At 63.4% G+C, this 25,557-nt stretch carries 28 protein-coding genes; 11 read left to right on the top strand and 17 right to left on the bottom strand.

Features of this window, described 5'->3' with window-relative positions:
* The first annotated feature begins 1 nt into the window (after nucleotide 1).
* The 3 genes from puuE to uraH are packed head-to-tail and all read left to right on the top strand — an operon-like array spanning nucleotide 2 to nucleotide 1,790.
* Nucleotides 2-913: an allantoinase PuuE gene (gene puuE / locus HNO79_RS00225; protein ID WP_010514355.1), complete on the top strand. Its 912-nt coding sequence runs from the start codon at nucleotides 2-4 to the stop codon at nucleotides 911-913.
* Nucleotides 914-921: 8 nt separating this feature from the next.
* Nucleotides 922-1,437 (top strand): 2-oxo-4-hydroxy-4-carboxy-5-ureidoimidazoline decarboxylase, encoded by a 516-nt coding sequence (uraD, locus tag HNO79_RS00220; protein ID WP_214164403.1) that lies wholly within the window; start codon nucleotides 922-924, stop codon nucleotides 1,435-1,437.
* Entirely contained in the window at nucleotides 1,434-1,790 is a 357-nt protein-coding gene (gene uraH, locus HNO79_RS00215) for a hydroxyisourate hydrolase (RefSeq protein ID WP_214164373.1), read from the top strand. Before uraD ends, uraH begins: the two co-directional genes overlap by 4 nt.
* Nucleotides 1,791-1,964: 174 nt before the next feature.
* Here uraH and HNO79_RS00210 read toward each other — a convergent pair whose 3' ends face one another.
* The 5 genes from HNO79_RS00210 to HNO79_RS00190 form a co-directional block, all read right to left on the bottom strand.
* Nucleotides 1,965-2,993, bottom strand: a complete 1,029-nt coding sequence (locus HNO79_RS00210) for an isocitrate/isopropylmalate dehydrogenase family protein (protein ID WP_010514358.1) — start codon at nucleotides 2,991-2,993, stop codon at nucleotides 1,965-1,967.
* 170 nt (nucleotides 2,994-3,163) lie between these two features.
* The gene (locus HNO79_RS00205) at nucleotides 3,164-4,936 is read right to left on the bottom strand and encodes a M24 family metallopeptidase (protein WP_408885684.1); all 1,773 of its coding nucleotides are present in this window, start codon (nucleotides 4,934-4,936) and stop codon (nucleotides 3,164-3,166) included.
* A 25-nt stretch (nucleotides 4,937-4,961) separates the two neighbouring features.
* Entirely contained in the window at nucleotides 4,962-5,480 is a 519-nt protein-coding gene (locus HNO79_RS00200) for a GNAT family N-acetyltransferase (RefSeq protein WP_010514360.1), read from the bottom strand.
* Complete coding sequence (locus HNO79_RS00195; RefSeq protein WP_010514361.1) at nucleotides 5,473-6,375, bottom strand: 50S ribosomal protein L11 methyltransferase; 903 nt, start codon at nucleotides 6,373-6,375, stop codon at nucleotides 5,473-5,475. The genes HNO79_RS00200 and HNO79_RS00195 overlap by 8 nt, the downstream gene beginning before the upstream one ends.
* Nucleotides 6,376-8,589, bottom strand: a complete 2,214-nt coding sequence (locus HNO79_RS00190) for an ATP-dependent helicase (protein WP_214164374.1) — start codon at nucleotides 8,587-8,589, stop codon at nucleotides 6,376-6,378. It lies immediately after the preceding gene.
* An 88-nt stretch (nucleotides 8,590-8,677) separates the two neighbouring features.
* On the opposite strand from HNO79_RS00190, the gene HNO79_RS00185 reads away from it, so the two are divergent.
* Nucleotides 8,678-9,349 carry a JAB domain-containing protein gene (locus HNO79_RS00185; RefSeq protein WP_244987379.1) on the top strand — a complete coding sequence of 224 codons (672 nt, stop codon included), beginning with the start codon at nucleotides 8,678-8,680 and terminating at the stop codon, nucleotides 9,347-9,349.
* 15 nt (nucleotides 9,350-9,364) lie between these two features.
* Here HNO79_RS00185 and HNO79_RS00180 read toward each other — a convergent pair whose 3' ends face one another.
* On the bottom strand, nucleotides 9,365-10,057 hold the full coding sequence (locus tag HNO79_RS00180) for an HAD hydrolase-like protein (protein ID WP_010514366.1): 693 nt from the start codon (nucleotides 10,055-10,057) through the stop codon (nucleotides 9,365-9,367).
* A gap of 84 nt (nucleotides 10,058-10,141) precedes the next feature.
* Between HNO79_RS00180 and HNO79_RS00175 the strand changes: the two genes are divergently transcribed.
* Nucleotides 10,142-10,813, top strand: coding sequence for a JAB domain-containing protein (locus tag HNO79_RS00175; protein ID WP_200410514.1), 672 nt, complete (start codon nucleotides 10,142-10,144; stop codon nucleotides 10,811-10,813).
* Here the strand turns inward: HNO79_RS00175 and HNO79_RS00170 are convergent, their stop codons facing one another.
* From HNO79_RS00170 to HNO79_RS00160, 3 genes are read right to left on the bottom strand one after another with little or no spacing between them, the layout of a single operon-like run.
* Nucleotides 10,814-11,956: a 5-(carboxyamino)imidazole ribonucleotide synthase gene (locus HNO79_RS00170; protein WP_214164375.1), complete on the bottom strand. Its 1,143-nt coding sequence runs from the start codon at nucleotides 11,954-11,956 to the stop codon at nucleotides 10,814-10,816.
* A complete protein-coding gene (gene purE / locus HNO79_RS00165; RefSeq protein WP_214164376.1) occupies nucleotides 11,953-12,468 on the bottom strand; it encodes a 5-(carboxyamino)imidazole ribonucleotide mutase in 516 nt (171 codons plus the stop codon). The genes HNO79_RS00170 and purE overlap by 4 nt, the downstream gene beginning before the upstream one ends.
* Before the next feature lie 24 nt (nucleotides 12,469-12,492).
* Nucleotides 12,493-12,693: a DUF465 domain-containing protein gene (locus HNO79_RS00160; protein ID WP_010514370.1), complete on the bottom strand. Its 201-nt coding sequence runs from the start codon at nucleotides 12,691-12,693 to the stop codon at nucleotides 12,493-12,495.
* A gap of 160 nt (nucleotides 12,694-12,853) precedes the next feature.
* On the opposite strand from HNO79_RS00160, the gene HNO79_RS00155 reads away from it, so the two are divergent.
* Nucleotides 12,854-13,024, top strand: a complete 171-nt coding sequence (locus tag HNO79_RS00155; protein WP_010507586.1) for a YdcH family protein — start codon at nucleotides 12,854-12,856, stop codon at nucleotides 13,022-13,024.
* A 42-nt stretch (nucleotides 13,025-13,066) separates the two neighbouring features.
* Here the strand turns inward: HNO79_RS00155 and HNO79_RS00150 are convergent, their stop codons facing one another.
* From HNO79_RS00150 to rpmE, 3 genes are all read right to left on the bottom strand, one after another.
* Nucleotides 13,067-13,654: a DUF1013 domain-containing protein gene (locus HNO79_RS00150; protein ID WP_029329459.1), complete on the bottom strand. Its 588-nt coding sequence runs from the start codon at nucleotides 13,652-13,654 to the stop codon at nucleotides 13,067-13,069.
* Nucleotides 13,655-13,905: 251 nt separating this feature from the next.
* Nucleotides 13,906-14,448 (bottom strand): Hsp20 family protein, encoded by a 543-nt coding sequence (locus tag HNO79_RS00145; RefSeq protein WP_029329460.1) that lies wholly within the window; start codon nucleotides 14,446-14,448, stop codon nucleotides 13,906-13,908.
* Between the two features lie 188 nt (nucleotides 14,449-14,636).
* Nucleotides 14,637-14,867 carry a 50S ribosomal protein L31 gene (gene rpmE, locus HNO79_RS00140; protein WP_010514374.1) on the bottom strand — a complete coding sequence of 77 codons (231 nt, stop codon included), beginning with the start codon at nucleotides 14,865-14,867 and terminating at the stop codon, nucleotides 14,637-14,639.
* A 252-nt stretch (nucleotides 14,868-15,119) separates the two neighbouring features.
* On the opposite strand from rpmE, the gene mscL reads away from it, so the two are divergent.
* Together mscL and HNO79_RS00130 are read left to right on the top strand one after the other, a co-directional pair.
* A complete protein-coding gene (mscL, locus tag HNO79_RS00135) occupies nucleotides 15,120-15,635 on the top strand; it encodes a large conductance mechanosensitive channel protein MscL (RefSeq protein ID WP_048855395.1) in 516 nt (171 codons plus the stop codon).
* Nucleotides 15,636-15,770: 135 nt separating this feature from the next.
* Nucleotides 15,771-16,226: a hypothetical protein gene (locus tag HNO79_RS00130; RefSeq protein WP_214164377.1), complete on the top strand. Its 456-nt coding sequence runs from the start codon at nucleotides 15,771-15,773 to the stop codon at nucleotides 16,224-16,226.
* 48 nt (nucleotides 16,227-16,274) lie between these two features.
* Here the strand turns inward: HNO79_RS00130 and secF are convergent, their stop codons facing one another.
* Entirely contained in the window at nucleotides 16,275-17,225 is a 951-nt protein-coding gene (secF, locus tag HNO79_RS00125; protein WP_029329462.1) for a protein translocase subunit SecF, read from the bottom strand.
* 13 nt (nucleotides 17,226-17,238) lie between these two features.
* On the bottom strand, nucleotides 17,239-18,789 hold the full coding sequence (secD, locus tag HNO79_RS00120; protein WP_214164378.1) for a protein translocase subunit SecD: 1,551 nt from the start codon (nucleotides 18,787-18,789) through the stop codon (nucleotides 17,239-17,241).
* A gap of 252 nt (nucleotides 18,790-19,041) precedes the next feature.
* Between secD and HNO79_RS00115 the strand changes: the two genes are divergently transcribed.
* Nucleotides 19,042-20,052, top strand: a complete 1,011-nt coding sequence (locus HNO79_RS00115; protein WP_214164379.1) for a Gfo/Idh/MocA family protein — start codon at nucleotides 19,042-19,044, stop codon at nucleotides 20,050-20,052.
* Here the strand turns inward: HNO79_RS00115 and HNO79_RS00110 are convergent.
* The 3 genes from HNO79_RS00110 to HNO79_RS00100 all read right to left on the bottom strand — a co-directional run bounded on the left by HNO79_RS00110 (nucleotide 20,040) and on the right by HNO79_RS00100 (nucleotide 24,169).
* Entirely contained in the window at nucleotides 20,040-21,866 is a 1,827-nt protein-coding gene (locus HNO79_RS00110; protein ID WP_214164380.1) for an ABC-F family ATP-binding cassette domain-containing protein, read from the bottom strand. The two genes, HNO79_RS00115 and HNO79_RS00110, sit on opposite strands and share 13 nt — an antisense overlap.
* 55 nt (nucleotides 21,867-21,921) lie before the next feature.
* On the bottom strand, nucleotides 21,922-23,301 hold the full coding sequence (locus tag HNO79_RS00105; protein ID WP_010514382.1) for an alpha,alpha-trehalose-phosphate synthase (UDP-forming): 1,380 nt from the start codon (nucleotides 23,299-23,301) through the stop codon (nucleotides 21,922-21,924).
* A 127-nt stretch (nucleotides 23,302-23,428) separates the two neighbouring features.
* Entirely contained in the window at nucleotides 23,429-24,169 is a 741-nt protein-coding gene (locus tag HNO79_RS00100; protein ID WP_214164381.1) for a response regulator, read from the bottom strand.
* Between the two features lie 127 nt (nucleotides 24,170-24,296).
* On the opposite strand from HNO79_RS00100, the gene HNO79_RS00095 reads away from it, so the two are divergent.
* Entirely contained in the window at nucleotides 24,297-24,785 is a 489-nt protein-coding gene (locus HNO79_RS00095; RefSeq protein ID WP_010514387.1) for a sigma-70 family RNA polymerase sigma factor, read from the top strand.
* 106 nt (nucleotides 24,786-24,891) lie between these two features.
* Nucleotides 24,892-25,455 carry a sigma-70 family RNA polymerase sigma factor gene (locus HNO79_RS00090; protein WP_029329465.1) on the top strand — a complete coding sequence of 188 codons (564 nt, stop codon included), beginning with the start codon at nucleotides 24,892-24,894 and terminating at the stop codon, nucleotides 25,453-25,455.
* The last annotated feature ends 102 nt before the right edge of the window (nucleotides 25,456-25,557 follow it).

Genomic DNA, 25,557 nt, shown 5'->3' with positions numbered 1-25,557 from the left:
AATGTCTGAAACGGGTAGCTATCCCCGCGATCTGGTTGGGTACGCGGGGAACCCGCCGGATGCGAAGTGGCCCGGCGGCGCGCGGATCGCGGTGCAGTTCGTCATCAATTATGAAGAGGGGGCCGAGAACTCGGTCCTGCATGGTGATCGCGGGTCGGAAGCGTTCCTGTCGGAAATGGTCGGGGCGCAGTCGATTACCGGCGCGCGCGCGATCGCGATGGAAAGCCTGTATGAATATGGTTCCCGTGCCGGGTTCTGGCGGCTGCACCGCATCTTTACCCAGCGTAAGCAGCCCCTGACGGTCTTTGGCGTGGCGGCGGCCATGGCGCGTAACCCGGCAGCGGTTGCGGCAATGAAGGACGCAGGCTGGGAAATCGCGTCCCACGGGCTGCGCTGGATCGATTACCAGCACGTGCCCGAAGCAGTGGAACGCGCGCATATCCAGGAATGCATCGCGCTGCATACGAAGCTGACGGGGTCACGCCCGCTGGGCTGGTATCAGGGGCGTACCAGCCCCAATACCGCGCGTCTGGTGGCGGAAGAAGGCGGCTTTGTATACGACGCGGATTCCTATGCCGATGACCTGCCGTATTATGACCGCAGCAACGGCCGCGCGCAGCTCATCGTGCCCTATACGCTGGATGTGAACGACATGCGCTTTGTCGCGCTGAACGGCTTTACCGAAGGTGAGCAGTTCTTCAACTACCTGCGCGACACTTTTGATGAACTGTATGAGGAAGGCGCTGACAAACCGCGCATGATGTCGGTTGGCCTGCACTGCCGTGTGGCGGGCCGTCCGGGGCGTGCGCGGGCTGTGGCGCGTTTCCTTGACTATATCGCCACGCGCGAAAAGGTATGGGTCGCAACCCGGCTGGATATCGCCCGGCACTGGCTGGATGTGCATCCGGCATGAAAAACGTGATGGACCGGGTCAACGAGGCGTCCACAGTCCGGTTTGTGGAACTGTTCGGCCCGATATACGAACATTCCCCATGGATTGCCCAGCGTGCGCATGCCCATGGTCCCTTTGCCGACGTGGAGGCCATGCTGGCGGCCATGCGGCATGAACTGGACCGGGCGACGGATGCGGAAAAAATGGCGTTGATCCGTGCCCATCCCGAACTGGCGCAGCGCATGGGCGTGGATCCGACGCTGACATCCGCATCAGCGGCGGAGCAGGCATCCGCCGGGCTGGATCGCCTGACGCCAGATGAATTCACAACATTCCGCACCCTGAATGATGCCTATGCCGCAAGGTTCGGCATTCCGTTCATTATCTGTGTGCGCCGGTCGGACAAGGAAGGCATCCTGAACGGGATCCGTAACCGGCTGGACAATACGCCAGAAGAAGAACAGCAGGCCGCCCTGCGTGAAATTAACAAGATTGCCGCCCTGCGACTGGCGGATGTGCTGGCGCGGCTGGAGCAGGAACCATGAGCACCCTTTCCACCCATGTTCTTGACCTTGTTTCGGGCAAGCCCGCCGCAGGCATGGCGATCAGCCTGTGGGCAGGCCATGAATGCCTGTTCCGTGGCGTGACCAATGTGGATGGCCGCTGCCCGGAACTGGGTCAGGCGACAGGGGACATGCAGGCGGGATCATACCGGCTGGAATTCGCCGTGGCGGATTATTTCCGTACGCGCGATGTCGCGTTGTCCGACCCTCCGTTCCTTGATGTCGTGCCGATTGCCTTTGGCATGGCGCAGGTAGCGCCGGGGGAAAAGGGCGGGCATTACCATGTGCCGCTGCTGGTCTCGCCCTACGGGTTTTCGACCTATCGGGGCAGCTGAGTAGCGTATTTGTGACAGAATAAAAGTTTTTGGGTGTCGCCTTTATTCAAAAAGGCGGCGTTCTCCGAAGCCTGTTGAAAAAAGCTTCACCAGAAAACGTCTTTAACAAAAAAGGGCCGTGGCGTCTGATCCGCCACGGCCCCTTTTTTATTTCCCCATGGTGGGAGAAATGGATCAGACCAGCGCCTGCTTCAGGGCTGCAGTCAGTTCGGTCGTGGTGGCCTTGCCGCCCAGGTCACCCGTGCGCACGGCGCCCGAGGTAATGACCTTCTCGATGGCCTTGTCGATACGGGTGGCCAGATCCTGACGGCCCACATGCGCCAGCATCATGTTGGCAGCCAGCAGCAGCGACGTCGGGTTGGCCTTGTTCTGGCCCGCAATGTCGGGTGCAGAACCATGGACGGCTTCAAACACGGCGGCTTTTTCGCCAATGTTGGCACCCGGCGCAAGGCCAAGACCACCAACCAGACCGGCGGTCAGGTCAGACAGGATGTCACCAAACAGGTTGGTGGTGACAATGCAGTCATACTGCCACGGATCGGTCACCAGCTGCATGGCGCAGGCATCGACGATCCGTTCGTTCACTTCCACGCGACCTTCATATTCCTTGGCGACCTTGCGGCCTTCTTCAAGGAACAGGCCCGTCAGCAGCTTCAGGATATTGGCCTTATGCACCAGGGTGACGCGCTTGCGGTTGTTCTTGACCGCGTATTCAAAGGCATAGCGCACGATGCGGTTGCATTCCTTGCGCGTGGTGTAGCCTGCGCTGGTGGCGATGGCATGCGGGTCGTCACCGTAGGGAATGTAGTTTTCCATCGCCGCGTAATACCCTTCGAGGTTTTCGCGGAAGATGACGAGGTTGATGTTCTCGAAACGGCCACCGGGCACGATCGTCTTGGTCGGACGGACATTCGCGAACAGGCCGAACTCCTGACGCAGTGTCACGTTGATGGATTTGAAGCCGCCACCGACCGGGGTTGTCAGCGGGCCTTTCAGCGCAAGGCCGGTGCGGCGGATGCTTTCGATCGTTTCCTTGGGCAGCGGGCTGCCGGTGGCATCAAGAGCCGCGACACCACCAAGAGCCTTTTCCCATTTGAAGGGGGCACCAACCGCATCCAGGATCTCGGTAACGGACTGGACGATTTCAGGCCCGATTCCATCACCGGGAATCAGGGTGGCGGGAATTGTTTTTTCTGTAGACATTCTCGGACGTCTCCCTTTGTGCTTGCTACTGAAAAGCGTTTCAGCATGCACCGGCTTGGCGTACCCGGTTCGTTGCCGGGTGCCCCGTCGGAACTGGTTAAAAGTCCTAGGCCCCCCAGCCCCGCGTGACAATCGGGCCACCGGGCCATGGCCGTGGTTTTGCAGTCACATTATCCGGCGTTCAGCGGCGCGCATGCAACGCCAAGCCATGTGCGTTCCTGACTTCCCAGATGTGGGGCGATCATTTCAAAAACCCGTGCATGATAGGCGTCCAGCCAGGCAATCTCGTTTTTCTGCAGGCTGCCTGCGTCAATCAGCCGCCGGTCAAACGGTGCAAGGGTCAGCACCTCGAACTGCAGGAAGCTGCGCCCTTCCTCCGCCGTGGGGCACGGCTGGACCAGATGCAGGTTTTCCAGACGGATGCCAAACGCGCCGGGGCGGTAATAGCCCGGCTCGTTGGACAGGATCATGCCCGCATGCAGCTTTACGGGACGGAAAACGGGGGAAATGGTGGCCGGTCCCTCGTGCACTGACAGGTAGCTGCCAATGCCGTGGCCGGTGCCATGGTCATAATCCAGTCCCCCTTCCCACAGGGCATGGCGGGCAAGGGCATCCAGCGCGTGGCCGGTCACACCACGCGGGAAATGCGCACGGGCAAGCGCGATATGCCCGCGCAGCACACGGGTGAAGGCGTCACGCACTTCCGCCCCCGGTGCGTCGGGCCCGGTCCAGACCGTGCGGGTAATATCGGTCGTGCCAAAGGGGTACTGGCCACCACTATCAATCAGGTACACCTCGTTCGGTTGCAGCCTGCGGTTGGTTTCGGGGGTGACGCGGTAATGGATGATGGCCCCGTTCGGGCCGGAGCCGGAAATGGCGGGGAAGCTTTCCTCGCGGTAATCCGGGCAGGCCGCGCGGAAACGGTCCAGCTGGTTCGCTGCCTCCAGTTCCGCCGTATCCGTGGCGTTTTCATCCAGCCAGTGCAGGAAACGGCAGATGGCGATACCGTCCAGCAGATGGGCGCGGCGGCTGCCGTCCTGCTCGGTTGCATTCTTGATCGCCTTGGGCATCTGGCAGGGATCGCCCCTTCGGATGACCGTGGCCCCTGCATCTTCCAGCGTCTGCATGAACCAGACGGCGTTACTGACCGGGTCCACCTGCACGCGTGCGCCAGACAGGACGCGCAGGCTGGATTCCAGCGCATCGGGGGGGGCGATCGTGACATCCGCGCCCAGCCATTGCCGCGTGGCGTCGGAGACCTTGGCCGGATCAATCAGCAATGTGACGCGACCGGTATCATGCACGATGGCGAATGACAGGCTGAGCGGCGTGTACGGCACATCGCGGCCGCGTATGTTCAGCAGCCATGCGATCGAGGCCGGGTCGCTCAGCACCAGTGCGGCGTCCCCCGCATCGCGCAACCCGTCGGCAATGGCCGTGCGTTTGTCGTGACTGGACTGCCCGGCCCATTCCTCGGGCTGCGGCACGCAGGGCGTGCAGGGAGGGGCAGGGCGGTCGGACCAGATCCGGTCAACCGGGTTGGCGGGTAGCGCCACAAGTTCCAGCCCCGCATCACTGAACGGGCGCAGCGCGCTTTCGCTGATCAGGCGTGGGTCGTAGCCGATCCGGCAGGTCGCGCCATGTCGCGCCAGCCATGTGGCGGGCGGGACCTCGCGGATATGAAGCCGTTCCCATGCAGCGGCATCGACCTGCTGGTCCATCTGGGTGATGTAGCGGCCATCGGAAAATACGGCCGCCCGGTCCGGCAGCACCGCCGCCATGCCCGCACTGCCGGTAAAGCCGGTCAGCCATGCCAGCCGTTCGGCGCAGGGGGCGACATATTCACCCAGGTGCTCATCTCCACGGGACAGGATAAATCCGTCAACGCCCATCTGTTTCAGCACGGTGCGTAGTGCATCGGGGCGATTTGGGGCTGGGGGCATGAGCATATCCTTCGGGTGTAGGGAATCAGGCAACGGACATGATGCGGTACAGGAACAGAAGGTCCATCCACCGTCCGTATTTCGTGCCACATTCCGGCAGCAGGCCGCCATGCTGGAAGCCGAAGCGTTCATGCAGCTTGCGCGACGCGATGTTGGTGGAGGTGATGCCCGCGATCATGACATGTACCTCCGCCGCCTTCGCGCGGTCGCACAGTGCCTGCAGCAGTGCGCTGCCAATGCCACGGCGCTTGTAGGCCGGAGCGATGTACAGCGAATGTTCGACCGTGTGCCTGTAGCCGGAAAAGGGCCGGAATGTTTTCCAGCTGCTGTAACCTGCCACATGGCCATCGGGTGTTTCGGCCACCAGCACGGGAAACCCGCTGGCCTGACTGGAATGCAGCCAGTCCAGCCGGGCGGCGATGGTGGTTTCGTGGGTTTCCCACATGGATGTGCTGTTGCGGATGGCGTGATTGACGATTTCGACAATGGCGGGAATATCCGCATCCGTTGCATCACGGATCAGCAGGGGCGGCGTGTCAGCCATTGGGTTTGCGCAGGATAAGCGTGCCCCAGTCCCCTTCACGCAGGTGGCGTTCCAGTACAAGCCCATGGCGGCGATGGGCAGCCAGCACCATGCGCACCTGCGTGTTCAGCAGCCCCGCAAGGATGGCAGTGCCACCGGGCAGCAGGTTGCGCGCAAGGTCCGCCGCCATGCTGCACAGCGGGCGGGCAAGGATGTTGGCGAAGACAAGGTCATAGGGCGCATGATGACGGATGGCGGGCGTGGCCCAGCCATTGCCAAGGTGACAGTCCACCAGATTGGACAGCCCGTTCATGGCCGCGTTGCGCCGGGTCACGCGCACGGACCATGGGTCGATATCGGTCGCGAGTACGCGTTTGTGCAGCAGGGCGGCCGCGGCCATGGCCAGGATGCCCGACCCGCAGCCAAGGTCGAGGATACGCTGCGGCCTGCGATAGGCGACCATTTCCAGCGCGCGCAGGCAGCCACGGGTCGAACCGTGTTCGCCCGATCCGAAGGCGACGCCGGCATCCAGCGTGATGGTGATGCGCTGGGGGCTGGTGGTGCGTTCAAGGTGCGTGCCACGGATCGCGAAGCGTTTGCCCGCAAGCTGCTCGGGAAAGGATTCGTACGTGCGGGCCAGCCAGCCTTCGGATTCCGTGTGGCTGCGGTCCAGTTCCGCATCGACGCCGCTGGTCAGCGCCGCCAGGATCAGGGCGGCGCGCAGTTCGTCTTCCCCGCTGCCGGTATCCTTGACGCCTTCCACGCGCCACAGGGTCTGGCTGTCATCGACTTCAAAGATACCGATGGTGGCGCAGACGGTGGACAGGGCGGATTCATAGGCTTCGACCGCGTCCGGCGGGACGGAGACCGATATGGTTTCCAGTTCTGTGGCGTGACGCCGGGGGGAAAGGCTCATCTATACCTGCTCAACAAATGTATCGATCACCCGCTTGGGGCCTGCTTTTTCAAACGCGACTTCCAGCCGGTTTCCCTCGACCGAGGTAATCGTGCCGTAGCCGAATTTCTGGTGGAATACACGCACCCCCACCTTCATGCCTGACGTGGCGGTGGTGGACGGGGTTACGTCATGCACGCGGCGCGACGCCACCAGCGGGAAGGGCGTGCTGCCAAACACGGCCGGACGGCCAAGGAAGCTGCGCCTGCTGTTGGATGTATCGCCGCGTGTCTCGACATGTTCCCCCGGCAGTTCCTCGACAAAGCGGCTGGGAATGGCGGACTGCCAGTTGCCATATATGCGGCGGTTGGCAGCGTGGCTGATAATCGCCAGTTTGCGCGCGCGCGTAATGCCGACATAGGCGAGGCGGCGTTCTTCCTCCAGCCCCTTCAGGCCACCTTCATCCAGCGTGCGCTGGGACGGGAAGACGCCTTCCTCCCATCCCGGCAGGAAGACGGTGTCGAATTCCAGCCCCTTGGCGCCGTGCAGCGTCATGATGCTCATGCTGTCCTCGCCCGACCTGTCTTCGGTGTCCATGACAAGGGCGACATGTTCAAGGAACCCGCTGAGGTTTTCATAATCTGCCAGCGAGCGCACCAGTTCCTTCAGGTTTTCCAGCCGTCCGGGGGCATCGGGGGATTTGTCGGCCTTCCACATGTCGATATACCCGCTGTCTTCCAGCAGGTAATCAATGGCGACGACATGCCCCTCGCGCCCCAGCATGTCCCGCGTGGTGGCCAGCGTGCGCATGAGGGCGGCAAGCTGTTCCCTGGCCCGACCCTTGATATCGCCCGCGCCCAGCATTTCCAGCACGGCCGCGGTCAGCGGGATCTGACGTTCGCGGGCATGCATGTGCATTTTCTGCAGGCCGGTGGTGCCCACGCCCCGGCGCGGCACGTTGATGATGCGTTCAAACGCAAGGTCATCGGACGGCTGGTTGACCACGCGCATGTAGGCGATGGCGTCGCGGATTTCGGCGCGTTCGTAAAAGCGCAGGCCACCAACCACGCGATAGGGCAGGCCAAGGGTGATCAGCCGTTCCTCGAACGCGCGGGTCTGGAAGCCCGCGCGGACAAGGATGGCGATTTCCGCCATCGGGTGGCCATCGGCGCGCAGGCGCTCGATCTCGCTGCCGACCATGCGGGCTTCGTCATCCGAATCCTGTACGGAAATGACGCGGACCTTTTCGCCTTCCGCATCCTCGCGGCCGGGCTGAAGCGTCTTACCCAGACGTTCCTCGTTATGGGCGATCAGGCCTGACGCCGCCCCAAGGATCTGCCGGGTGGAGCGGTAGTTGCGTTCCAGCCGCACGACCTTCGCCCCGGGGAAGTCGCGTTCGAAGCGCAGGATATTTTCCACTTCCGCGCCACGCCACGAATAGATCGACTGGTCGTCATCCCCCACGCAGCAGATGTTCGAGGGCTGGCCGCCGCGGTGCGCCAGCAGCCGCAGCCACAGGTACTGGATGGTGTTGGTATCCTGATATTCGTCCACCAGGATATACCGGAAGAAACGGTGATACTGCGCCAGCACATCGGGGTGCCTGCGCAGGATTTCCGTCATGTGCAGCATGAGGTCGCCAAAGTCGCAGGCGTTTATCTGCCTCAGGCGCAGCTGGTAGTCGGTATAGATCTCGGCGCACCGGCCATTGGCGAAATCCGTATCCTCCGCCGCCGTAATGGCGTCAGGCACCAGCCCGCGGTCCTTCCACCGCTGGATCACGCCCATTATGGCCTGTGGCGGCCAGCGCTTGGTATCGATACGATAGGGTTCGAGGATCTGCTTGAGCAGGCGCAGCTGGTCATCGGTATCAAGGATGGTGAAGCTGCTGGTCAGCCCGACATATTCCGCATGGCGGCGCAGCATGCGCGCGCACAGGGCATGGAACGTGCCCAGCCACAGCCCTTCCGCCGGTTCACCCAGCAGGGCGCTGACGCGTTCGCGCATTTCGCGCGCGGCCTTGTTGGTGAAGGTTACGGCAAGGATCTGGTTGGGTCGCGCCAGGCCCGACAGCAGGATATGCGCGAACCGCGTTGTCAGCACCCGCGTCTTGCCCGTGCCCGCGCCGGCAAGAACCAGAAGCGGACCATCGGTGGTCTCGATCGCGGCCCGCTGTTCGGGATTGAGGCGGTTCAGGTAATCCGGCGCGCGGCCGGTTGGGATAAGGCTGTCCATCACGGTATCTTCTATAGCAACCCCGGCGCGGGGGAACCAATGCTATCAGTCGTGGCCAGGGGGAAATGCGGTGGGAAGCAGGGACGGCATGAAAACGGGTACGGGACCGGGCGGCCACAGGGCACGCATGCGCAGGCGCATCCGCACGGCGGGCGCGCATTCGCTGGCGGATTATGAACTGCTGGAAGTGCTTCTGTTCGCGGCCGTGCCCCGGCGCGATACCAAACCACAGGCCAAGGCGCTGCTGGCCAGCTTCGGCAGCCTGGAGGCCGTGCTGGACGCCACGCCCGCCGCATTGCGCGCGGCGGGGCTGGGGCCGCGTGGGGTGGCGGTGCTGGGGTGTCCCGCGCGTGTCGCGTGGCGTCTGGCCCATCCCGACCTGCGTGCGCAGGTGATGTTTACGGACATGACGGCGGTACTGGACTATTGCGACCGGCTGCCGGTGCATGAAACTGATGGGTGGCGGGTGTTCTACCTGGATTCCGTGCGGCATGTGCTGGCTGATGAGGTAACGGCCACCGGCCAGCCTGCCGACATGTGCCGTGCGGTGCTGGCGCGGGCGCTGGAACTGCATGCCGTCTCCCTTGTCGCGGTCAGGGACATGGACCGTCAGGCCCCGCCGGAGGGCGGCAGTCCTGCAGACCTGCGTTTCGGCCGCATGCTGCATACTCATGCCCGCCTGCTGGGCCTGACCCTGCATGACTGCGTGCTGCGCGGCGGCGGAACCAGCACCAGCCTGCGGGCCATGATCGTGGCCTAGGCAGCCTGCAGCCTGTCAGGCGTGGGGATGGGCCTCGGCTGCGGCAAACTGCTGGCGGATGGCGTCCAGCAGTTCGGATGGCTGGCTGACCAGCGCGTCCGCGCCTGCCTGCGTCAGTTCCTCCCGCGTGCCATATCCCCATAGTACGCCCAGGGCGCGGACGTGGTTGGCATGGGCGCCGCTTATGTCAAAACGCCGGTCGCCGATCATCAGCGCGTCCTCGCGGCGAATGTCATGTTCGCGCAGCACGGCGGCGATCAGTTCGGGCTTTTCGGCGCCGCTGTCATCCGCGCGGGCGCCGGACAGGCCATCAAAATACTGCACGAGATTGCGTAGGTGCAGGATCTTGCGCGCAAGATGGCGTGGCTTGGATGTCGCGACAAACAGCCGCACGCCCTCCGCCGACAGGGTCTCGATCACGTTGCGCATATGTTCGAAGACCGGGCTTTTGTGCATGCCTTCCGATTCGTAGTGCTTGCGGTAAAGCGCCATCGCTTCCTGCACCCGGTCATCGCCATAATGGGCGAGGATATGGGCGATCAGTTCCTCCAGCGGTGGGCCAACCACCCATGTCAGGTCAACCGACATGTCGGGTTCATGCCCGAGGTCACGCAGCACGGCATAAATGGACTCTACAATACCATCGCGGGACCGCACGATGGTTCCGTCCAGGTCAAAAAGTACGGTATGGTTCTTGTGAAGCAGCATGCAGGTTCATAACCTCCTTAGTCCTGAACACATCATGCATCATTCCGGGCGGCCTTGTCCTGAAATTGTTGGGAAATCCCCGTTTTGTCCGAACACAGGCAGTACGCGCCGGTCACGTTACCCCTTGGGGGCGGCATAAGCCGGGCGGATGACCATACCTTTCTGCAGGATCTGATCCGCACGCTGGACACCACCCACCCCGCGCCGGACCGGCTGGCTGCCAGCTTTCTGGCGCATTTTGGTTCGGCGGGCATGGCGCTGTCGGCGCATGTGGGGGGACTGGATGAAGTGGCGGGACGGGAAACCGCGCTGCCGCCGCTGCTTGCAGTGGCGCGCGAGGCGGCGCTGCGCCTGTACCGCGCCCGCGTGCGCCGCACGGACGTGCTGGCGGGACGCGCGGGGCTGGAGGCCTACCTGCAGGCCTGCATGGGCCATGAAGTGATCGAGCAGTTCCGGGTGCTGTTCCTTGATGAAGGCTTCCACCTGCTGGCCGATGAACTGATGGGGACCGGCACGGTCAACCATTCGCCGGTTTACCCGCGTGAGATCATGCGTCGCGCCCTGGCGCTTGGGGCAAGGCTGCTGGTACTGGCGCATAACCACCCCGCGGGACAGCCGGAGCCATCGCCCGCCGATATCGAAATGACACTGCGCATCGCCCAGATCGGCCGGATCATGCAGGTCACGGTCCATGACCATATCATCGTGGGCAATGGCCGCACCCACAGCTTCCGCGAGGCGGGGCTGCTGATCTAGCTATGTGGCATCCACCGGGCGCGCCAGCGGGCCAAGTGCGGCCTCTACGCCGAATTCCCCCGGCAGCGCACCCTTTGGGAACAGGACGTTCACATGCCCCATCTTGCGCCCCGGACGGGCTTCCGTCTTGCCGTAATGGTGGGCCAGCAGGCCGGGTGTCGCCACGATTTCAGGCCACAGGGCCATGTCATCGGGGCCGATCAGGTTTTTCATGACGGCGTCGCTGTGGCGGCTGGCCGGGGGCAGGGGCAGGCCGGTTACGGCGCGCACGTGCATTTCAAACTGGTCCACGGGGCAGGCATCCATGGTCCAGTGTCCCGAATTGTGGGGCCGGGGCGCGATTTCATTCACGCGCAGGCTGCCATCACGGTCCACGAACATTTCAACCCCCAGCAGGCCGGCCAGGTCCAGCGCCGAGGCGATGCGCCGGGCAAGATCGCGCGCCTGCGCCGCAAGCTCGGGCACGATTCGGGCCGGGGCCAGACTGATATCCAGAATGCCGTTGCGATGGCGGTTTTCGGTTACGTCAAAGGTGACGATATCGCCGCGTGCGTTGCGGGCGACCATCACGCTGATCTCACAGGCAAAGCGCACCATGCCTTCAGCCACCAGTGGATGGGGGCGCAGGCCGTCGAACGCGGCGTCCAGACCGTCCGCGTCATGGATTCGGACCTGTCCCTTGCCATCATAGCCAAGGCGCGTGGTCTTGAGGATGAAGGGATAGCCCAGTGCCTGCGCCGCCCTGTCCAGATCGGCGCGGTCGTGCACCCCCCGCCACGGGGCCACCGGAATATCGTTTTCCGCCATGAAGGTCTTTTCGGCGATTCGGTCCTGACTGATCCGCAGGATATGGCCTGCGGGATGGACCGGTCGGATGCTGGACAGCAGGTCCAGCCCGTCGGCGCTGATATTTTCGAATTCAAAGGTGATGACATCCACCGCATCGGCAAAGCGACGCAGGGCGTCATGGTCGTCATACCGGCCGAGGGTGATGGCATGGGCCACCTGCGCCGCCGGGCCATCGTCTTCCGTCGTCAGGATATGGGCACGATAGCCAAGACGGGCTGCGGCAATGGCCGACATGCGGCCCAGCTGCCCGCCCCCGACAATGCCAAGGACCGAACCGGGAGGAAGCTGCGTCATCGCACAGGTTCCTGCGCCACGGCAGCGGTCTGTTTCGCCCGCCATGCCGCGAGACGTTCCCCGAGGGGGGCATCCGACAGGGCAAGGATGGACGCTGCCAGAAGGGCGGCATTGGTTGCCCCCGCCTTGCCAATGGCCAGCGTACCCACGGGAATGCCGCCGGGCATCTGCACGATGGACAGCAGGCTGTCCATGCCCTTCAGCGCATGGGATTCGACCGGAACGCCCAGTACCGGCAACGCCGTCCATGCCGCGCACATGCCCGGCAGGTGCGCCGCGCCCCCCGCGCCGGCAATTATGACCGACAGGCCACGTCCCTGTGCCGATTTTGCATACTCCGCCAGTCGGTCGGGCGTGCGGTGGGCAGACACGATGCGCATCTCATGCGCGATATCCAGCGCGTCCAGCACGGCGGTGCCATGGCGCATGGTTTCCCAGTCGGACTGGCTGCCCATGATCAGCCCCACGCGCGGGGATTTCGTGCCGGAGGACGGAAGGGGGGGGTGGCTCACGATTGAAATACTCTTGTCTGGGTATCAGGCGATACTGTCGGGGATCATGCGGCTTTCCAGCCACGTGATCTCGTCCTTCAGCAGCAGCTTGCGCTTTTTCAGCCGCTGTAGCTGCAACTGGTCCGTTACCTGCAGGGCCATGCGGCTTATGACCGTATCAAGGTCACGGTGTTCGCTGCGCAGTTCGTGCAGCTTGCGAAGGAGGGTGTCCCGGTCTGTCAGCATGGCGGCTCATCTTTTAGGTGGACATGTCGTATCCTAAGCATATCCGCGGCAAAAGGCGAAATGCTCGGCATGCCTCCCGGGGGCTGCAATTTTAGCATGGAAATTGCCGCACGGTCTGGTCTAGCCTGATCGGGTTGTAGCAAAGACGCTGGAGGGTTCCATGTCGTACGAAGCACGTATCAACAGCCTCAAAACCCGTCATGCGCGGCTTGATGCCCGCATTTTCGATGAAGACCGCAGGCCCATGCCCGATGAGGGCGCCCTGCGGCGGCTCAAGCTTGAGAAACTTCGTGTGAAGGAGGAAATCGAGCGTCTGGCCCGGCTGGGCTGACACCGTTCCTGCCGCCCGGCGGGCCGGGCGGCAGGGGCCGGGTCAGATTCCGTGTTCGCTGTCGTCGTCCAGTTCCAGCGGCGGCGGCACGGCCTGGCCTTCGCGCGCCAGACGTTCGTTGGCAGCGGCCACCATTGCGTTCAGGTCCGTCTGGCTGCACAGGCCCAGTGTCACCGGGTCGCGCGGCTTGATGTTCGCGCTGTTCCAGTGCTGCTTGGTGCGCACCTTTTCAATGGTATCCTTGGTCGTGCCCAGCAGCTTGCTGGTCTGCTGTTCCGACAGCTGCGGGAAATTGCGCAGGATGAAGGCAATCGCGTCCGGCCGGTCATTACGTTTGGCAACCGGGGTATAGCGCGCGCCCTTGGACCGGCGGTTGATCGGGTTGGCCGGCGGCAGGATCTTGAGCCGGGATTCCGGGTCCTTTTCGCAGCGGTCGATTTCCGCCTGGGTCAGCTGGTGGTTGGCAATCGGGTCATAGCCCACGATTCCCTGTGCAACTTCCCCATCGGCAATGGCCTGTACTTCCAGGGGGTGCATTCCACAGAAATCGGCAATCTGGGTAAAGGTCAGCGCCGTCTTTTCAATAAGCCACACGGCGGTTGCCTTGGGCATTAAGGGCAGGGCAGTCATTCTCAGGTCCTACAGCGTGTGGCGCCACACGCAGGCACCTGAAAGGGTGTTTGAAACAGCCCCCTAGCGAAGTGGGGGCCGTGCGTACCTGCTGGCGCGCCAGAAACAGAAAACACTCGTGGAAGTGATATGACGGTTGCGGACCGTAAAGGTCAAGACTTCAATCCACCCACCCGGGATGTTTCGCATCAATAAAAACAGGGGCAGGCCAATGGCCCGCCCCTGCGGTAAAATACGGTGAAGGTGGAATTTTACGCGGCCTGCCGTGCGGGCTGTGGGGCAGGTGTCGCGGTGGTCCGGGCCGCAATCTGCCCGTCCATTTCACCGGTTGCGGGTGCAGGTGCGTCGCCTGACGCATCACTGCCCGCCATGGCCTGCCCCGATGAAATGGGAATACGACGCGGCTTGAGCGCCTCAGGCATGATCTGGCGTACGGCAATGCGAAGCAGTCCGTTGGTCAGGTCAGCCTTTTCCACCACTACATGATCCGCCAGCACGAACCGGCGTTCAAAGGCACGCGTGGCAATGCCGCGATACAGCATTTCCCTGCCCTGCGCATTGTCACTGACGCGACCTGACACGATCAGGGTATTGTCCTGCACCGTCAGTTCAATGTCATCAGGGCCGAAGCCTGCGACCGCCATTGTCAGGGTATACTGGGCGTCGGACAGTTTTTCGATATTGTAGGGGGGATAGGACGGACTGACCGGGTTCTGTGTCGCCGTATCGACAAGCTGGGCCAGACGGTCGAATCCTATGGCACTGCGAAACAGTGGCGCGAAATCATAAGCCATGTTTGAAACCTCCATGAAGCAAGGTCTATCGTCTTGTGGCCCCTCGACTGAGCGGACCACGATTTTCGGGTGATGCGCATGGACCCGCGTGGGCGTCCGGCGCATCCCAGACATGGGAATGCCCGGCCCCCTGTTCAAGGGACCGGGCATTTCCATAAACTTCAGACCTGTTCGGGAGGGCGGGGTGATCAGCCCTTCTTGCGCTGGCCCAGTGCACCGAACTTCTTGTTGAACTTGGCGACCTGGCCCCCGGTGTCCATCATGCGCTGCACGCCGGTCCAGGCCGGGTGGGACTTCGGGTCAATGTCGAGACGAAGCGTGTCGCCAGCCTTGCCGTAGCAGGAGCGGGTCTTGTACTCGGTGCCATCGGTCATGATGACATTGATTTCGTGATAGTCGGGGTGGATGCCGGATTTCATTTCAAACACTTTCGCGCTGGGCCCACCGATGCCGACCGGGGGCGTTGTATCGGCAGGCGTATAGACGACAAGCACCGGCAAGATCAACACCCGATGGCAAGAAAAGCCGGTTCCCCGGGTTTGCCGCCATGGTGTTACCCGCTTGCATCATATGGCGCGGAATGAAAAAGCGATATGACGATATATGGTCGTCATGATGTCGGGATATTGCTAGAGCTAGGGCATCTTCTATTAAATAAAGGATTGGCATCCATGGCGAAACTGCCGGATCACGTGCCCGAACTGCACGTCAAGGATATTCATGTACCCGGTTGGCTGGGGGAATTCCGCGCATTCCTGATGCGTGGCAATGTGGTTGATCTGGCGGTCGGTGTGATTGTTGGTGCCGCGTTCACCGCCATTGTGAACAGCCTTGTGAAGGACGTGTTCACGCCGGTGCTGGGCCTGTTGATCGGTGGTATCGACTTTACCAACCTGTTCATCACCCTGCGCGGTCCGCACATGGCAACACTGGCCGACGCGCAGAAGGCCGGGGCGGTCACGATCAATATCGGCCTGTTCCTGAATGCCGTGATCCAGTTCATCATCATCGGTTTCGTGATTTTCTGGGTTGTGAAGGCCATCAACCGCCTGACGGTGAAGAAAGAGGCCGAAAAGCCCACGACCCCGCCCGCACCGCCGCGCAACGAAGTGCTGCTGCAGGATATCCTCGATGTGCTGAAGGCGGAAGCGGCCCAGAAGTCGGCGGCACCCGCGCCCAAGGCCTGATCCAGATATATCAGACTGCGACAGGGCAGGACGGGCACCCGATCGGGTGCCCGTTTTTTTTGGCGTATCCATGACCGCCCTTGTGCGGGGGGACGGGACTGCCCAATATCCCCCGGTATGGTGAAGGGCTGGCTTATGACTGATATTACACGACATGTGCGCCGGGGGCTGCTGGCCCTGTCCATGGCGGCTGCGCTGGCGGGGTGTCACAGCACCCCACGGCAGGACATGTCGCACCTGTCGGCTCCGGCACAGGATTACCTGCTGATCACATCCTATTTCATGGCCGAAGGGGGCATGGTCAGCCGCCTGCAGGATGGCGGCCTGTCGGGCCAGCAGGTGTATGACATGGCGACCGCGCTCAAATACGGCAAGAGCATGCTGCTCGCTGCCCTGACCAAACCTTCGGGCAGGGCGCGCCGTGATGGCCAGCGCGCGGTGGAACTGATGGTCGCGTGCACCAACCAGCCCGATCCGTCCACCTTTCCCGGCGGAACACCGGCCCGCTGCCTGCCGGCCGGTTTTGTAGGGCCGGATGCAAAAAAGGGGCAGGCCCGGCCGCAATCGGCCACGCCCACCCCCGGCAGGTAAGATCGCCTCCGCTCCTCACGCATTCCGACGTGTGGCAGCGGTGGCTGATTATGTACGCGTGGGCGGCCGTGCGTCGCGGCGCAGGCGCTTTTCTCCCATCAGCAGCAGCAGTGGTGCCGCGATGAAGATGGAGGATGACGTGCCCACCACGATCCCGAACAGCATCACCCACGCAAAGCCCGACAGGCTGGCGCCGCCAAACAGTGCCAGCGGCAGGGCGGCAAGGAACACGGTCGAGGACGTGCCCAGTGTGCGGCTGAGGGTTTCGTTGATCGACAGGTCAATCAGTTCCGCCAGCGGCATGGTGCGGTATTTGCGCAGGTTTTCACGCACGCGGTCATAGACCACCACCTTGTCATTGGTGGAATAGCCAAGGATCGTCAGGATGGCGGCCACCATGACCAGGTCGAATTCAAAATGCGTGATGACCAGAAAGCCAATGGCCTTGGTCAGGTCCAGGATCAGCGTCACCACCGCGCTGACCGCGAACTCCCATTCAAAGCGGAACCAGATGTAGGCCAGGATCATCAGCAGGCTGATGCCAAGGGCCAGCATGCCGTTACGGAACAGTTCCCTTGATACCGAAGCGCCCACCGCATCCGCACGCAGCACCTGCGCGCCGGGCAGGGTGCCGATGGCATGGCGCACGGAATCGACCATGGCCTGCGTGCGTGCTTCATGGTCGGGTTCGCTGTCCGGTGGCGTATCAAGGCGGATCAGCACGTCATCCGGCCCACCGAAGGACTGCACGCCCGCCGCAGAGACATGCTCGGCTGCAAGTGCTGCACGGATGGCGTTGAAATCCGCCGGTCCCTGCGTGCGCGCTTCCACCACGATGCCGCCACGGAAATCCAGACCCAGCGTCAGGCCGGGGTGGAAGAACAGGATCAGCGAGGCAATGGACAGCACTGCCGATGTCGCAAGCCCGATAAAGCGGCCGCGCATGAAGTTGATTTTCGTGCCACGCGGCACGAACCGGAGAAGGGGACGATCAAACATCATTCGGCGCGCCTCAGACCGGCAGGGCGCTGGGGCGCGTGCGGGCATACCAGCGCACCATCAGCATCCGGGATAGGAGAAGGGTGGTGAAAAGGGTGGTCACGATACCGATCGTAATGGTCAGCGCGAAGCCGCGTACCGGCCCGGTCCCGAAAACGAACAGCATGACATGTGCCAGCAGGGCGGTGGCGTTACTGTCCACGATCGTGCCGGTCGCGCGCTCAAAGCCTGCCTGCATGGCCTGCAGCGCGCTGCGGCCGCGGGCCACTTCCTCGCGGATGCGTTCGTTGATCAGGATGTTCGCATCCACCGCCATGCCCAGGGTCAGCAGCATGCCCGCCATGCCCGGCAGGGTCAGCGTCGCCTCGAACAGCGACAGGATGGCCGTCATCAGCACCAGGTTGGCCAGCAGGGCAATGTTCGCGTACCACCCGAACCGGCCATAGAACAGCGCCATGAACGCGATCACCAGCACGAAACCGGCGGCAAGGCTGTAGCCGCCCGCCCGGATTGAATCCGCCCCCAGCGACGGGCCGATGGAACGCTGTTCGATCACGTTCAGCGGTGCGGGCAGTGCCCCCGCGCGCAGCAGCAGCGCCATATCGGTCGCCTGCTGGGCACTGAACCCGCCGGTTATCTGCCCGCTGCCGCCGGTAATGGCGGTGCGGATGACCGGGGCCTCGATCACCTTGTTATCCAGCACGATGGCGAAGCGCTTGCCCACGTTGGCGCGGGTGACGTCACCAAATTCCTGCGCGCCGGTCGAATCGAAGGTAAAGTTCACCGCCCATTCGCCGCTCTGCTGGTCAATCGAGGCGCTGGCGTTGGTCAGGTCCGCGCCATCCACATCCACGTGCGAGAAGACCGGCAGCTTGCTCTGCCCATCGGTCATGGGCAGCAGTTCCACGCCCGGCGGCGGCACGGAGGACCCGATGGCAGAATCCGCAACCAGGTGGAACGTCATCTTCGCCGTGGTGCCCAGCAGGTTCTTGACCCGTTCGGGGTCACTGATACCGGGCAGTTCGACAATGATCCGGTCATCGCCCTGGCGGGTGATTTCGGGGTCGATGGCACCGGTCGCGTCGATACGGCGGCGCACGATCTCGATCGACTGTGTGACCGCGTCATAGGAGCGCTGGCGTGCGGCTTCTTCTGACAGGGTGAGGGTGATCTGGCCACCCTCGGCCTGTTCAACCTTGAATTCGCCCGGCACGTTCATCGGCATGGCACGCAGCGCCTTGATGTCGGGCTGGGCCTCTTCGGGCGTGCGGGGCGTGAACGTCACGCCATGCGCGCTGGTGGTCAGGTTGCGGTATCCCAGCGAATTTTTCAGCAGGGTCTGGCGGGTTTCGTCCTGCAGTCCGCGCAGCCGGTCGGCTGTCACGCTGTTCATATCGACCTGCAGCAGCAGGTAGGACCCGCCCCGCAGGTCAAGGCCCAGGTGGATCTGCCGCCACGGCAGGGACGCCATGGGCTGGCGGATGACATTGGGCAGGCACAGCGCCAGCCCGATCAGACATACGCCAATGACCGAAGCCATTCTGAGCCGACTGTAATACATCATGACTTGATGGAAAGCTCCCTACGCCCGGCATGATCAGTGTGTATCGCGTGTGCGAAAATCAGTGGCGGGAACATGCCGGTCCGCGCCCGATGATGCAACCGCTGATCCGCCAGCCAGCCCGCATCCGTTGCCGTTTTGCCGCAATTCGCACGGCCCGTCATGCCGCGCGTGCGCCCGGCGGGGGTGGGCGCATGCGTGGCTGGCTGCTAATCCGGAAGGCAGGTTACGGACATGAACAGGCAGGAGCAGGGCATGACGCAGTCAGGAACGGGGTTGTTACGCGTCGGGATCGTGGGGGCGGGGCATTTCGGTCGTTTCCATGCGCTCAAGGTGCAGGCGGCCGCGCGGGAAGTGCTGACCGGCATTCATGACCCTGATACGGCGCGCGCGCGCAAGGTCGCGGTGGAGGCCGGTGGCGCGCCGGTCCTGTCCTATCCCGACCTGCTGGCCTGTTCGGATGCGATTATTGTCGCAGCCCCGGCCGAACACCATTTCGAACTTGCCCGGCAGGCCCTTGCGGCGGGAAAGCATGTGCTGGTGGAAAAGCCCATGGCGGCGACACTGGCGCAGGCTGATGAACTGGCGCATCTGGCGCAGGTGCATGGCGTGGTGCTGCAGGTGGGGCACCTGCTGCGCTATTCCGCCGAGCACCGTGCCATTACCGACCGGATTTCGCGTCCCCTCTATATCGAGGCCACGCGCCTTGCACCCTACAAGCCGCGTGGAACGGATGTATCGGTCATCCTTGACCTCATGATCCACGATCTTGACCTGGTGCTGTCCATCGTGGACAGCCCGATCGAAAGTGTCGATGCGCTGGGGGCTGCCGTCAGTTCGCCTTTCGAGGATATCGCCAACGCCCGCGTGCGTTTTGAAAACGGCTGTGTCGCCACCATTGCGGCCAGCCGCATTTCCCTCAAGACCGAGCGGCGGATGCGCGTCTTCTCGCAGGAAGGCTACCTGTCCGCTGATTTCATGAAGCGCGAACTGACCATGATCGGGCGCACGCGCGGCCTGCCGCTGCCGCTGCCGGGATCGGGCGGATTCCGTCGCGAATCCGTAACGTGGCGCGACCATGATACGCTGGCGGCCGAACATGCCGCCTTCGCGGCTTCATGCCTTGATGGCGCGCAGGTGCTGGTGGATGCGGTGGCGGGCCGCCGGGCGCTGGCCGCGGCGCTGGCGGTGACACGGGAAATCGCTGCCACCCGTGCGCGGATGGAGGCGTCCGGTCTGATCATTCCCCCCGGTCAGGAAGACTGAAGCGTCTCACGCAGCATTTCGAGTTCCAGCCACCGTTCTTCCGCCGCCGTCAGGTCGGCCTGTGCCGTTTCCAGCGCCGTGGTGGCGGCGGTGAAGCCCGCAGGGTCGCGCGCATACAGCCCCGCATCGGACAGGATGGCCCGCAGGCGTTCGATTTCCGCCTCCAGCGCCGCCATCTGCTTGGGCAACTGTTCCAGCGCGTGCTTGTCCTTGTACGACATCTTGCGCGATGGCTGCCGGGGTGAAGACGACGGTGCGACGTCGGTTCTGGCCGGCGCGGCGTCAGCGCGGTCCTGCCGGGGGCGGGCGGCCAGTGTCGCATCCTGCCGCTGGGCCAGCATGTCGCTGTAGCCACCGGCATATTCCACCCATTTCCCGCCGCCTTCCGCCATCAGGATGGAGGAGGCGACCCGGTCGAGGAAATCACGGTCATGGCTGACCAGCAGCACCGTGCCGGAATAGGCCGCCAGCATGTCCTGCAGCAGATCAAGCGTTTCAAGGTCAAGGTCGTTGGTTGGCTCATCCAGCACCAGCAGGTTGGACGGTCGCGCCAGCGCGCAGGCCAGCATAAGCCGCCCGCGCTCCCCGCCCGACAGCACGCCCACCGGCGTGCGGGCCTGTTCGGGGCGGAACAGGAAGTCCTTCATGTAGCCAATAACGTGGCGTTTCTCATCGCCAACCTGCACCATGTCACCGCCGCCACCCGTCAGCGTATCCGCCAGCGTGGTGTTGGGATCGAGCGAGCGACGCTGCTGGTCCAGTGTCACGACATTGAGCGCGCTGCCGATATTGATGGTGCCGGAATCCGGTTTGTCCAGCCCCGTCAGCAGGCGCAGCAGCGTGCTCTTGCCCGCGCCATTTGCCCCCACGATTCCCAGCCGGTCGCCGCGTAGGACACGCAGGTCCAGATGACTGACCACCGGGTGAGCGGGGTCGTAGGCGCGTGACATGTCTTCCGCCACCGCAACCAGTTTGCCCGACAGGTCGCTTTCGCGTGCTTCCATCTTCAGGCCACCGGGCTGACGGATGGCGGTGCGGCGGATATTGCGCAGTTCGGCCAGTTCGGCCACGCGGCGGACATTGCGCTTGCGTCGCGCGGTCACGCCATAGCGCATCCAGTCTTCTTCACGCGCGATCTGGCGGTCAAGCTTGTGGCTGTCGCGCTCCTCCTGCTCCAGCACTTCTTCGCGCCACGTCTCGAACCGGGCGAATCCCTGGTCCAGTCTGCGGGTCACGCCCCGGTCCAGCCACACGACCGAACGCGACAGCGTTTCCAGCAGGCGGCGGTCATGACTTATGATGACCATGGCGGAAGACAGCGACAGCAGTTCGCGCTCCAGCCATTCAATGGTGGGCATGTCCAGGTGGTTGGTGGGTTCGTCCAGCAGAAGCAGGTCGGGTTCGGGTGCAAGTGCGCGGGCCAGCGCGCAGCGGCGGGCTTCACCGCCAGACAGCGTGGCCGGGTCTTCCGTGCCATTCAGCCCCAGTTCGGTCAGAAGCAGCTCGGCGCGGTATTCCGGGTCGCCCGGTCCCATGCCCGCGCGGACATAATCCAGCGTGGTGGCGAAGCCCGACAGGTCGGGCTCCTGCGGCAGGTAGCGCATGGTGGTGCCGGGCTGGATGAAAACGGTGCCGTCATCGGCCTGTATCTCACCCGCCGCAATGCGCAGCAGGGTGGACTTGCCACAGCCATTGCGCCCGACAAGGCAGATGCGCTCGCCCGGGCCAACGCCGAAGCCCGCGCCATTGAGCAGCGGCGCGCCGCCAAGGGTCAGGGTAATATCCTGAAGGAGAAGAAGGGGAGGTGAGGCCATGCCCACTTATGTATTCTCAACCACTCCCTGCGCAAGGCCGGTGTGGGAGGCAAGGCTACTGCCGCGCCGCGTTTTCAAGGATGTTCAGGAATGACAGCCCCCAGCCAAGGGCCGTGCGGTTGGCAATGCTGTTCCAGCATGCTTTCCAGCGTTCGCGCCGTTCTTCTACCGACATGGCCAGCGCGCGTTCCAGCGCATCGGCCATCCCGTCATGGTCCAGCGGGTTGACCAGAAGGGCAGCTTCAAGCTGCTTGGCCGCCCCGGCAAGCCGCGAGAGGATCAGCACCCCGGGATTTTCGGGATCCTGTGCCGCGATGAATTCCTTGGCCACAAGGTTCATGCCATCGCGCAGCGGGGTGATGTAGCCAATGTCCGCCAGCCGCATGTAACCGGCCACGGTGGGGCGCGGGCTGCCGCGTGTCAGGAAGCGCAGCGGCGTCCAGTCGGCCTGTCCCTTATGGGCGTTCAGCTTGCCGATCTGGTGTTCCAGCTTGTTGCGCAGCGCCTGATAGGACGGTACGTCCGTCCGGCTTTCGGCCGCGATCTGCAGGAACGTGACCTGGCGTTCCCGTTCGGGATAGGTTTCCAGCAGGCGTTCATACCCGGCAAGGCGATGGTCAAGCCCCTTGGTCGGGTCCATGCGGTCCACGCCAAAGACCAGTTTGCGCCCCGCAAGGGAGCCGGACAGCCGGCGGAGGTCCTGTGACCCAGCGGCTGCCGTTGCCGCATGGGCAAAGGCCTGGGGATCGATTTCAACGGGGAATGTGCCGACGCGCACCCTGCGTCCCTCGAATGTCAGGGTGCTGTCATCTTCCGCCGTGGCGCCTGCCTTGCGGGTGGCGGCAAAGATGAAATTGGCCGTGTCGTCGGCTGTCTGGAAACCCAGCAGGTCCGCGCGCAGCAGGTCGCGCAGGAACGTGCCGCCATCGGGTGCCGTAGCCAGCATGTCGGGCGCGGGGAAAGGGGTATGAAGGAAAAAGCCGATGGGCTGGCGCACGCCGTGGCGGCGCAGCAGGGCCGCAAGCGGCAGCAGGTGGTAGTCGTGGATCCAGATCACGTCTTCCGCCCGCAGCAGGGGCAGCAGGTTTTCACAGAACCGTTCGTTGACCGACCAGTAGGTGGCCAGTTCACGCCGTTCGAAGTGGATGTGCTCGGGCAGGGAATGCATGAGCGGCCACAGCGTGGAATTGGAAAAGCCGGTGTAATAATTGCGGTGTTCGGCGGGTGTCAGGCCGATGGTGGCGTATTCCACCCCGTCCGCCTGCTGGATTTCGGGCGGCAGATGGGCCGCGTCGGGATGGCAGGTGCCGTTCCAGCCGAACCACATGCCCCCCTTGCGCGCCAGCAGGTCCTTCAGCACAACCGCGAGGCCGCCGGGCCGCAGCCCTTCCTTGGGAACGGGAACGCGATTGGATACGATGACCAGCCGTTTCATTCTGCCCTCTCTGATAAGCTGTCGCGTGGCGGATCAGCCCCAGCCGGTTATGCGGCCAGAACAGGCACCATACACGCCGGGCCATACGGGGGGGATGGCGCAGGCGCGGTACTGGCATGCGGATGTGTCAGTTCAGGGAAACGCCACCCGAAACGGCCTGATAGGTGGAGACGGCCAGTGTAAGTGGTTCAAATGGCTTGGTAATCACGAATGCCGGTTCGATCGTATCGCCCGTCAGCAGGCGTTCGGGGTAGGCGGTGACGAAGATGATGGGAATGTCCTGGTGCTGCAGGATGCTGGAAACCGCCTTCATCCCGTCGCCACCATCACCAAGGTTGATATCGGCCAGGATCAGGCCCGGCCTGGTTTCGCGCGCAAGCCTTACGGCTTCCGCCTCGCTGCTGGCGACGCCTGCAATGGTATGGCCGCACTGGCGCACCAGTTCCTCGATATCCATCGCGATGATCGGTTCGTCCTCGATGATCAGCACGCTGGTCTGGGCGCAGGAACGCAGGCGGGTGTGGGCGTCCCCCAGTATGGTGGTGGCCTGCGCGGGGGACAGGGAAAGGACACGTGCCGCGTCATTGACCGGCAGTTCCTCCAGCGATGTCAGGAGCAGCAGCTTGCGCCCCAGGGGCGGCATGCCGCCCGCCGTCTCGTCTTCGCGGCCATGTTCGGCATGGTGTCGGGATATCCACTGGTAAAGGCGCAGCCTCGGCGGCATGGAGGGATCGTCCACCGCCATGAGTTCGCGCAGGCTTTCGGCAACCAGCAGGTCACCACTCGACTGACTGCCACATAATGCGCGGGCGTACCGCCGGGCATAGGGCAGGGCGCGAAGCAGGTCTTGACGCCGTGATAGCGGCATGAGGCATTCATCTCCCCAGATAAACTGTTACACTCCGGATCATGACAGCGTTAGACTGTGCTGCAAGAGTTGAAGAGTAAACAAACTGGAATCAAGAATACCACCCGATCCGTCAGCGGTCACGCACTTGCGTGGGGAGATCCTGTCCCTTCTGCCGCAATTACGTGGTTTTGCCCGTTTTCTGACGGGGCAGGCCGCGCAGGCGGACGACCTTGTTCAGGAAACCGTGCTGCGGGCGCTGGCGGCACTGGACCAGTTTACCCCCGGCACCAGCATGAAAGCATGGCTGTACACGATTGCGCGCAATCTTTTTTATGAACAGGTGCGCCACGGGCGGCGCGAGCGCGATGTCATGTCCGACTACGCCCGCCGTCCCGACCGGCCCGAAAGTGATACGGGGGAAGGGGAGGCGGATGCGCTGCGCGACCTGGATGGCGCGATCTGGCGGCTGAGCCCCCGCCTGCGTGAGGCGCTGGTGCTGGTTGGCGTGCAGGAAATGACCTATGCCGAGGCCGCCCATGTGTGCGGTGTCACCGTGGGCACCATCAAGGCCCGCGTGTCACGCGCGCGCAGCCAGATCATGGAATACATGACCCCCCCGCCAGAAGGGGGATGAGGGAAACCGCGACATCATGCTCGCGTTTTCGTTATGTCGATGGATGTAACCTTTCGTCCCCCCCGTTCATTGCACCCGCATGAACGACATCAAAGGGGAGATGAACATGACCAACAGCTTTCATGACGAAATGATTGCAATCCTGCCCCGTCTGCGCGTTCAGGCCCTGTCGCTGACACGTAACCGCGCGGCAGCGGATGATCTGGTGCAGGACGCCGTGTGCAACGCGCTGGCCGCACAGCACAGCTTTACCCCGGGCACCAACTTTTCCGCATGGATGCACCGCATCCTGCGCAATCGCTTCATTTCCGATCTGCGCAAGAAGCGCGAAACCGGCAATATCGAGGATGTGCCCGCTTCCGCCATGGCAGGCAGCGGCGCACACGAGGAACGTCTGGTGGTCAAGGAACTGGTCGAGGCCATGAACCGCCTGCCCGCCGATCAGCGCGAGGCGCTGGTGCTGGTGGTGATGCAGGGCATGAGCTACGACGAACTGGCCGCGGCGACCGGCTGCGCCGTCGGTACCGCCAAAAGCCGCGTCTTCCGCGCCCGCCGCCAGCTGGCCACATGGCTGTATGGTGAAGAGCGCGACATTTCCACCGTCGAACTGCGCGGTGCGGTGCAGCGCCTGCGTTCGCGCATGGAGGCGCGTCCCGCGGCATCGGTCTGAATGGAGTGGATTCCCACTTTGAATTGCGGCGTGAATATGGCACTGACGGTAACGTCTTCACCGCTATCCTGGGACTTGCAGGGTGGGATACGGCCCTGATAC

Origin of the sequence: Komagataeibacter oboediens, from assembly GCF_018491655.1 — a bacterium.
In the GTDB taxonomy this organism is placed as follows: domain Bacteria; phylum Pseudomonadota; class Alphaproteobacteria; order Acetobacterales; family Acetobacteraceae; genus Komagataeibacter; species Komagataeibacter oboediens.
The sequence above is the reverse complement of the archived record's forward strand: the minus strand, read 5'-3'. Positions and strand labels throughout refer to the sequence as shown.

Coding starts and splice junctions, on each gene's coding strand:
- HNO79_RS00200 (WP_010514360.1), bottom strand. CDS start 5,480: ATGGCTGACACGCCGCCCCTGCTGATCCGTGATGCAACGGATGCGGAT.
- secF (WP_029329462.1), bottom strand. CDS start 17,225: ATGTTTGATCGTCCCCTTCTCCGGTTCGTGCCGCGTGGCACGAAAATC.
- secD (WP_214164378.1), bottom strand. CDS start 18,789: ATGATGTATTACAGTCGGCTCAGAATGGCTTCGGTCATTGGCGTATGT.
- HNO79_RS00185 (WP_244987379.1), top strand. CDS start 8,678: ATGAAAACGGGTACGGGACCGGGCGGCCACAGGGCACGCATGCGCAGG.
- HNO79_RS00100 (WP_214164381.1), bottom strand. CDS start 24,169: ATGCCGCTATCACGGCGTCAAGACCTGCTTCGCGCCCTGCCCTATGCC.
- HNO79_RS00110 (WP_214164380.1), bottom strand. CDS start 21,866: ATGGCCTCACCTCCCCTTCTTCTCCTTCAGGATATTACCCTGACCCTT.
- mscL (WP_048855395.1), top strand. CDS start 15,120: ATGGCGAAACTGCCGGATCACGTGCCCGAACTGCACGTCAAGGATATT.
- HNO79_RS00130 (WP_214164377.1), top strand. CDS start 15,771: ATGACTGATATTACACGACATGTGCGCCGGGGGCTGCTGGCCCTGTCC.
- HNO79_RS00190 (WP_214164374.1), bottom strand. CDS start 8,589: ATGGACAGCCTTATCCCAACCGGCCGCGCGCCGGATTACCTGAACCGC.
- HNO79_RS00160 (WP_010514370.1), bottom strand. CDS start 12,693: ATGCTGACAGACCGGGACACCCTCCTTCGCAAGCTGCACGAACTGCGC.
- HNO79_RS00170 (WP_214164375.1), bottom strand. CDS start 11,956: ATGACGCAGCTTCCTCCCGGTTCGGTCCTTGGCATTGTCGGGGGCGGG.
- HNO79_RS00145 (WP_029329460.1), bottom strand. CDS start 14,448: ATGGCTTATGATTTCGCGCCACTGTTTCGCAGTGCCATAGGATTCGAC.
- HNO79_RS00115 (WP_214164379.1), top strand. CDS start 19,042: ATGACGCAGTCAGGAACGGGGTTGTTACGCGTCGGGATCGTGGGGGCG.
- puuE (WP_010514355.1), top strand. CDS start 2: ATGTCTGAAACGGGTAGCTATCCCCGCGATCTGGTTGGGTACGCGGGG.
- HNO79_RS00155 (WP_010507586.1), top strand. CDS start 12,854: ATGTCGTACGAAGCACGTATCAACAGCCTCAAAACCCGTCATGCGCGG.
- rpmE (WP_010514374.1), bottom strand. CDS start 14,867: ATGAAATCCGGCATCCACCCCGACTATCACGAAATCAATGTCATCATG.
- HNO79_RS00210 (WP_010514358.1), bottom strand. CDS start 2,993: ATGTCTACAGAAAAAACAATTCCCGCCACCCTGATTCCCGGTGATGGA.
- HNO79_RS00150 (WP_029329459.1), bottom strand. CDS start 13,654: ATGACTGCCCTGCCCTTAATGCCCAAGGCAACCGCCGTGTGGCTTATT.
- HNO79_RS00105 (WP_010514382.1), bottom strand. CDS start 23,301: ATGAAACGGCTGGTCATCGTATCCAATCGCGTTCCCGTTCCCAAGGAA.
- HNO79_RS00195 (WP_010514361.1), bottom strand. CDS start 6,375: ATGAGCCTTTCCCCCCGGCGTCACGCCACAGAACTGGAAACCATATCG.
- HNO79_RS00180 (WP_010514366.1), bottom strand. CDS start 10,057: ATGCTGCTTCACAAGAACCATACCGTACTTTTTGACCTGGACGGAACC.
- HNO79_RS00205 (WP_408885684.1), bottom strand. CDS start 4,936: ATGCCCCCAGCCCCAAATCGCCCCGATGCACTACGCACCGTGCTGAAA.
- HNO79_RS00090 (WP_029329465.1), top strand. CDS start 24,892: ATGACCAACAGCTTTCATGACGAAATGATTGCAATCCTGCCCCGTCTG.
- uraH (WP_214164373.1), top strand. CDS start 1,434: ATGAGCACCCTTTCCACCCATGTTCTTGACCTTGTTTCGGGCAAGCCC.
- uraD (WP_214164403.1), top strand. CDS start 922: ATGGACCGGGTCAACGAGGCGTCCACAGTCCGGTTTGTGGAACTGTTC.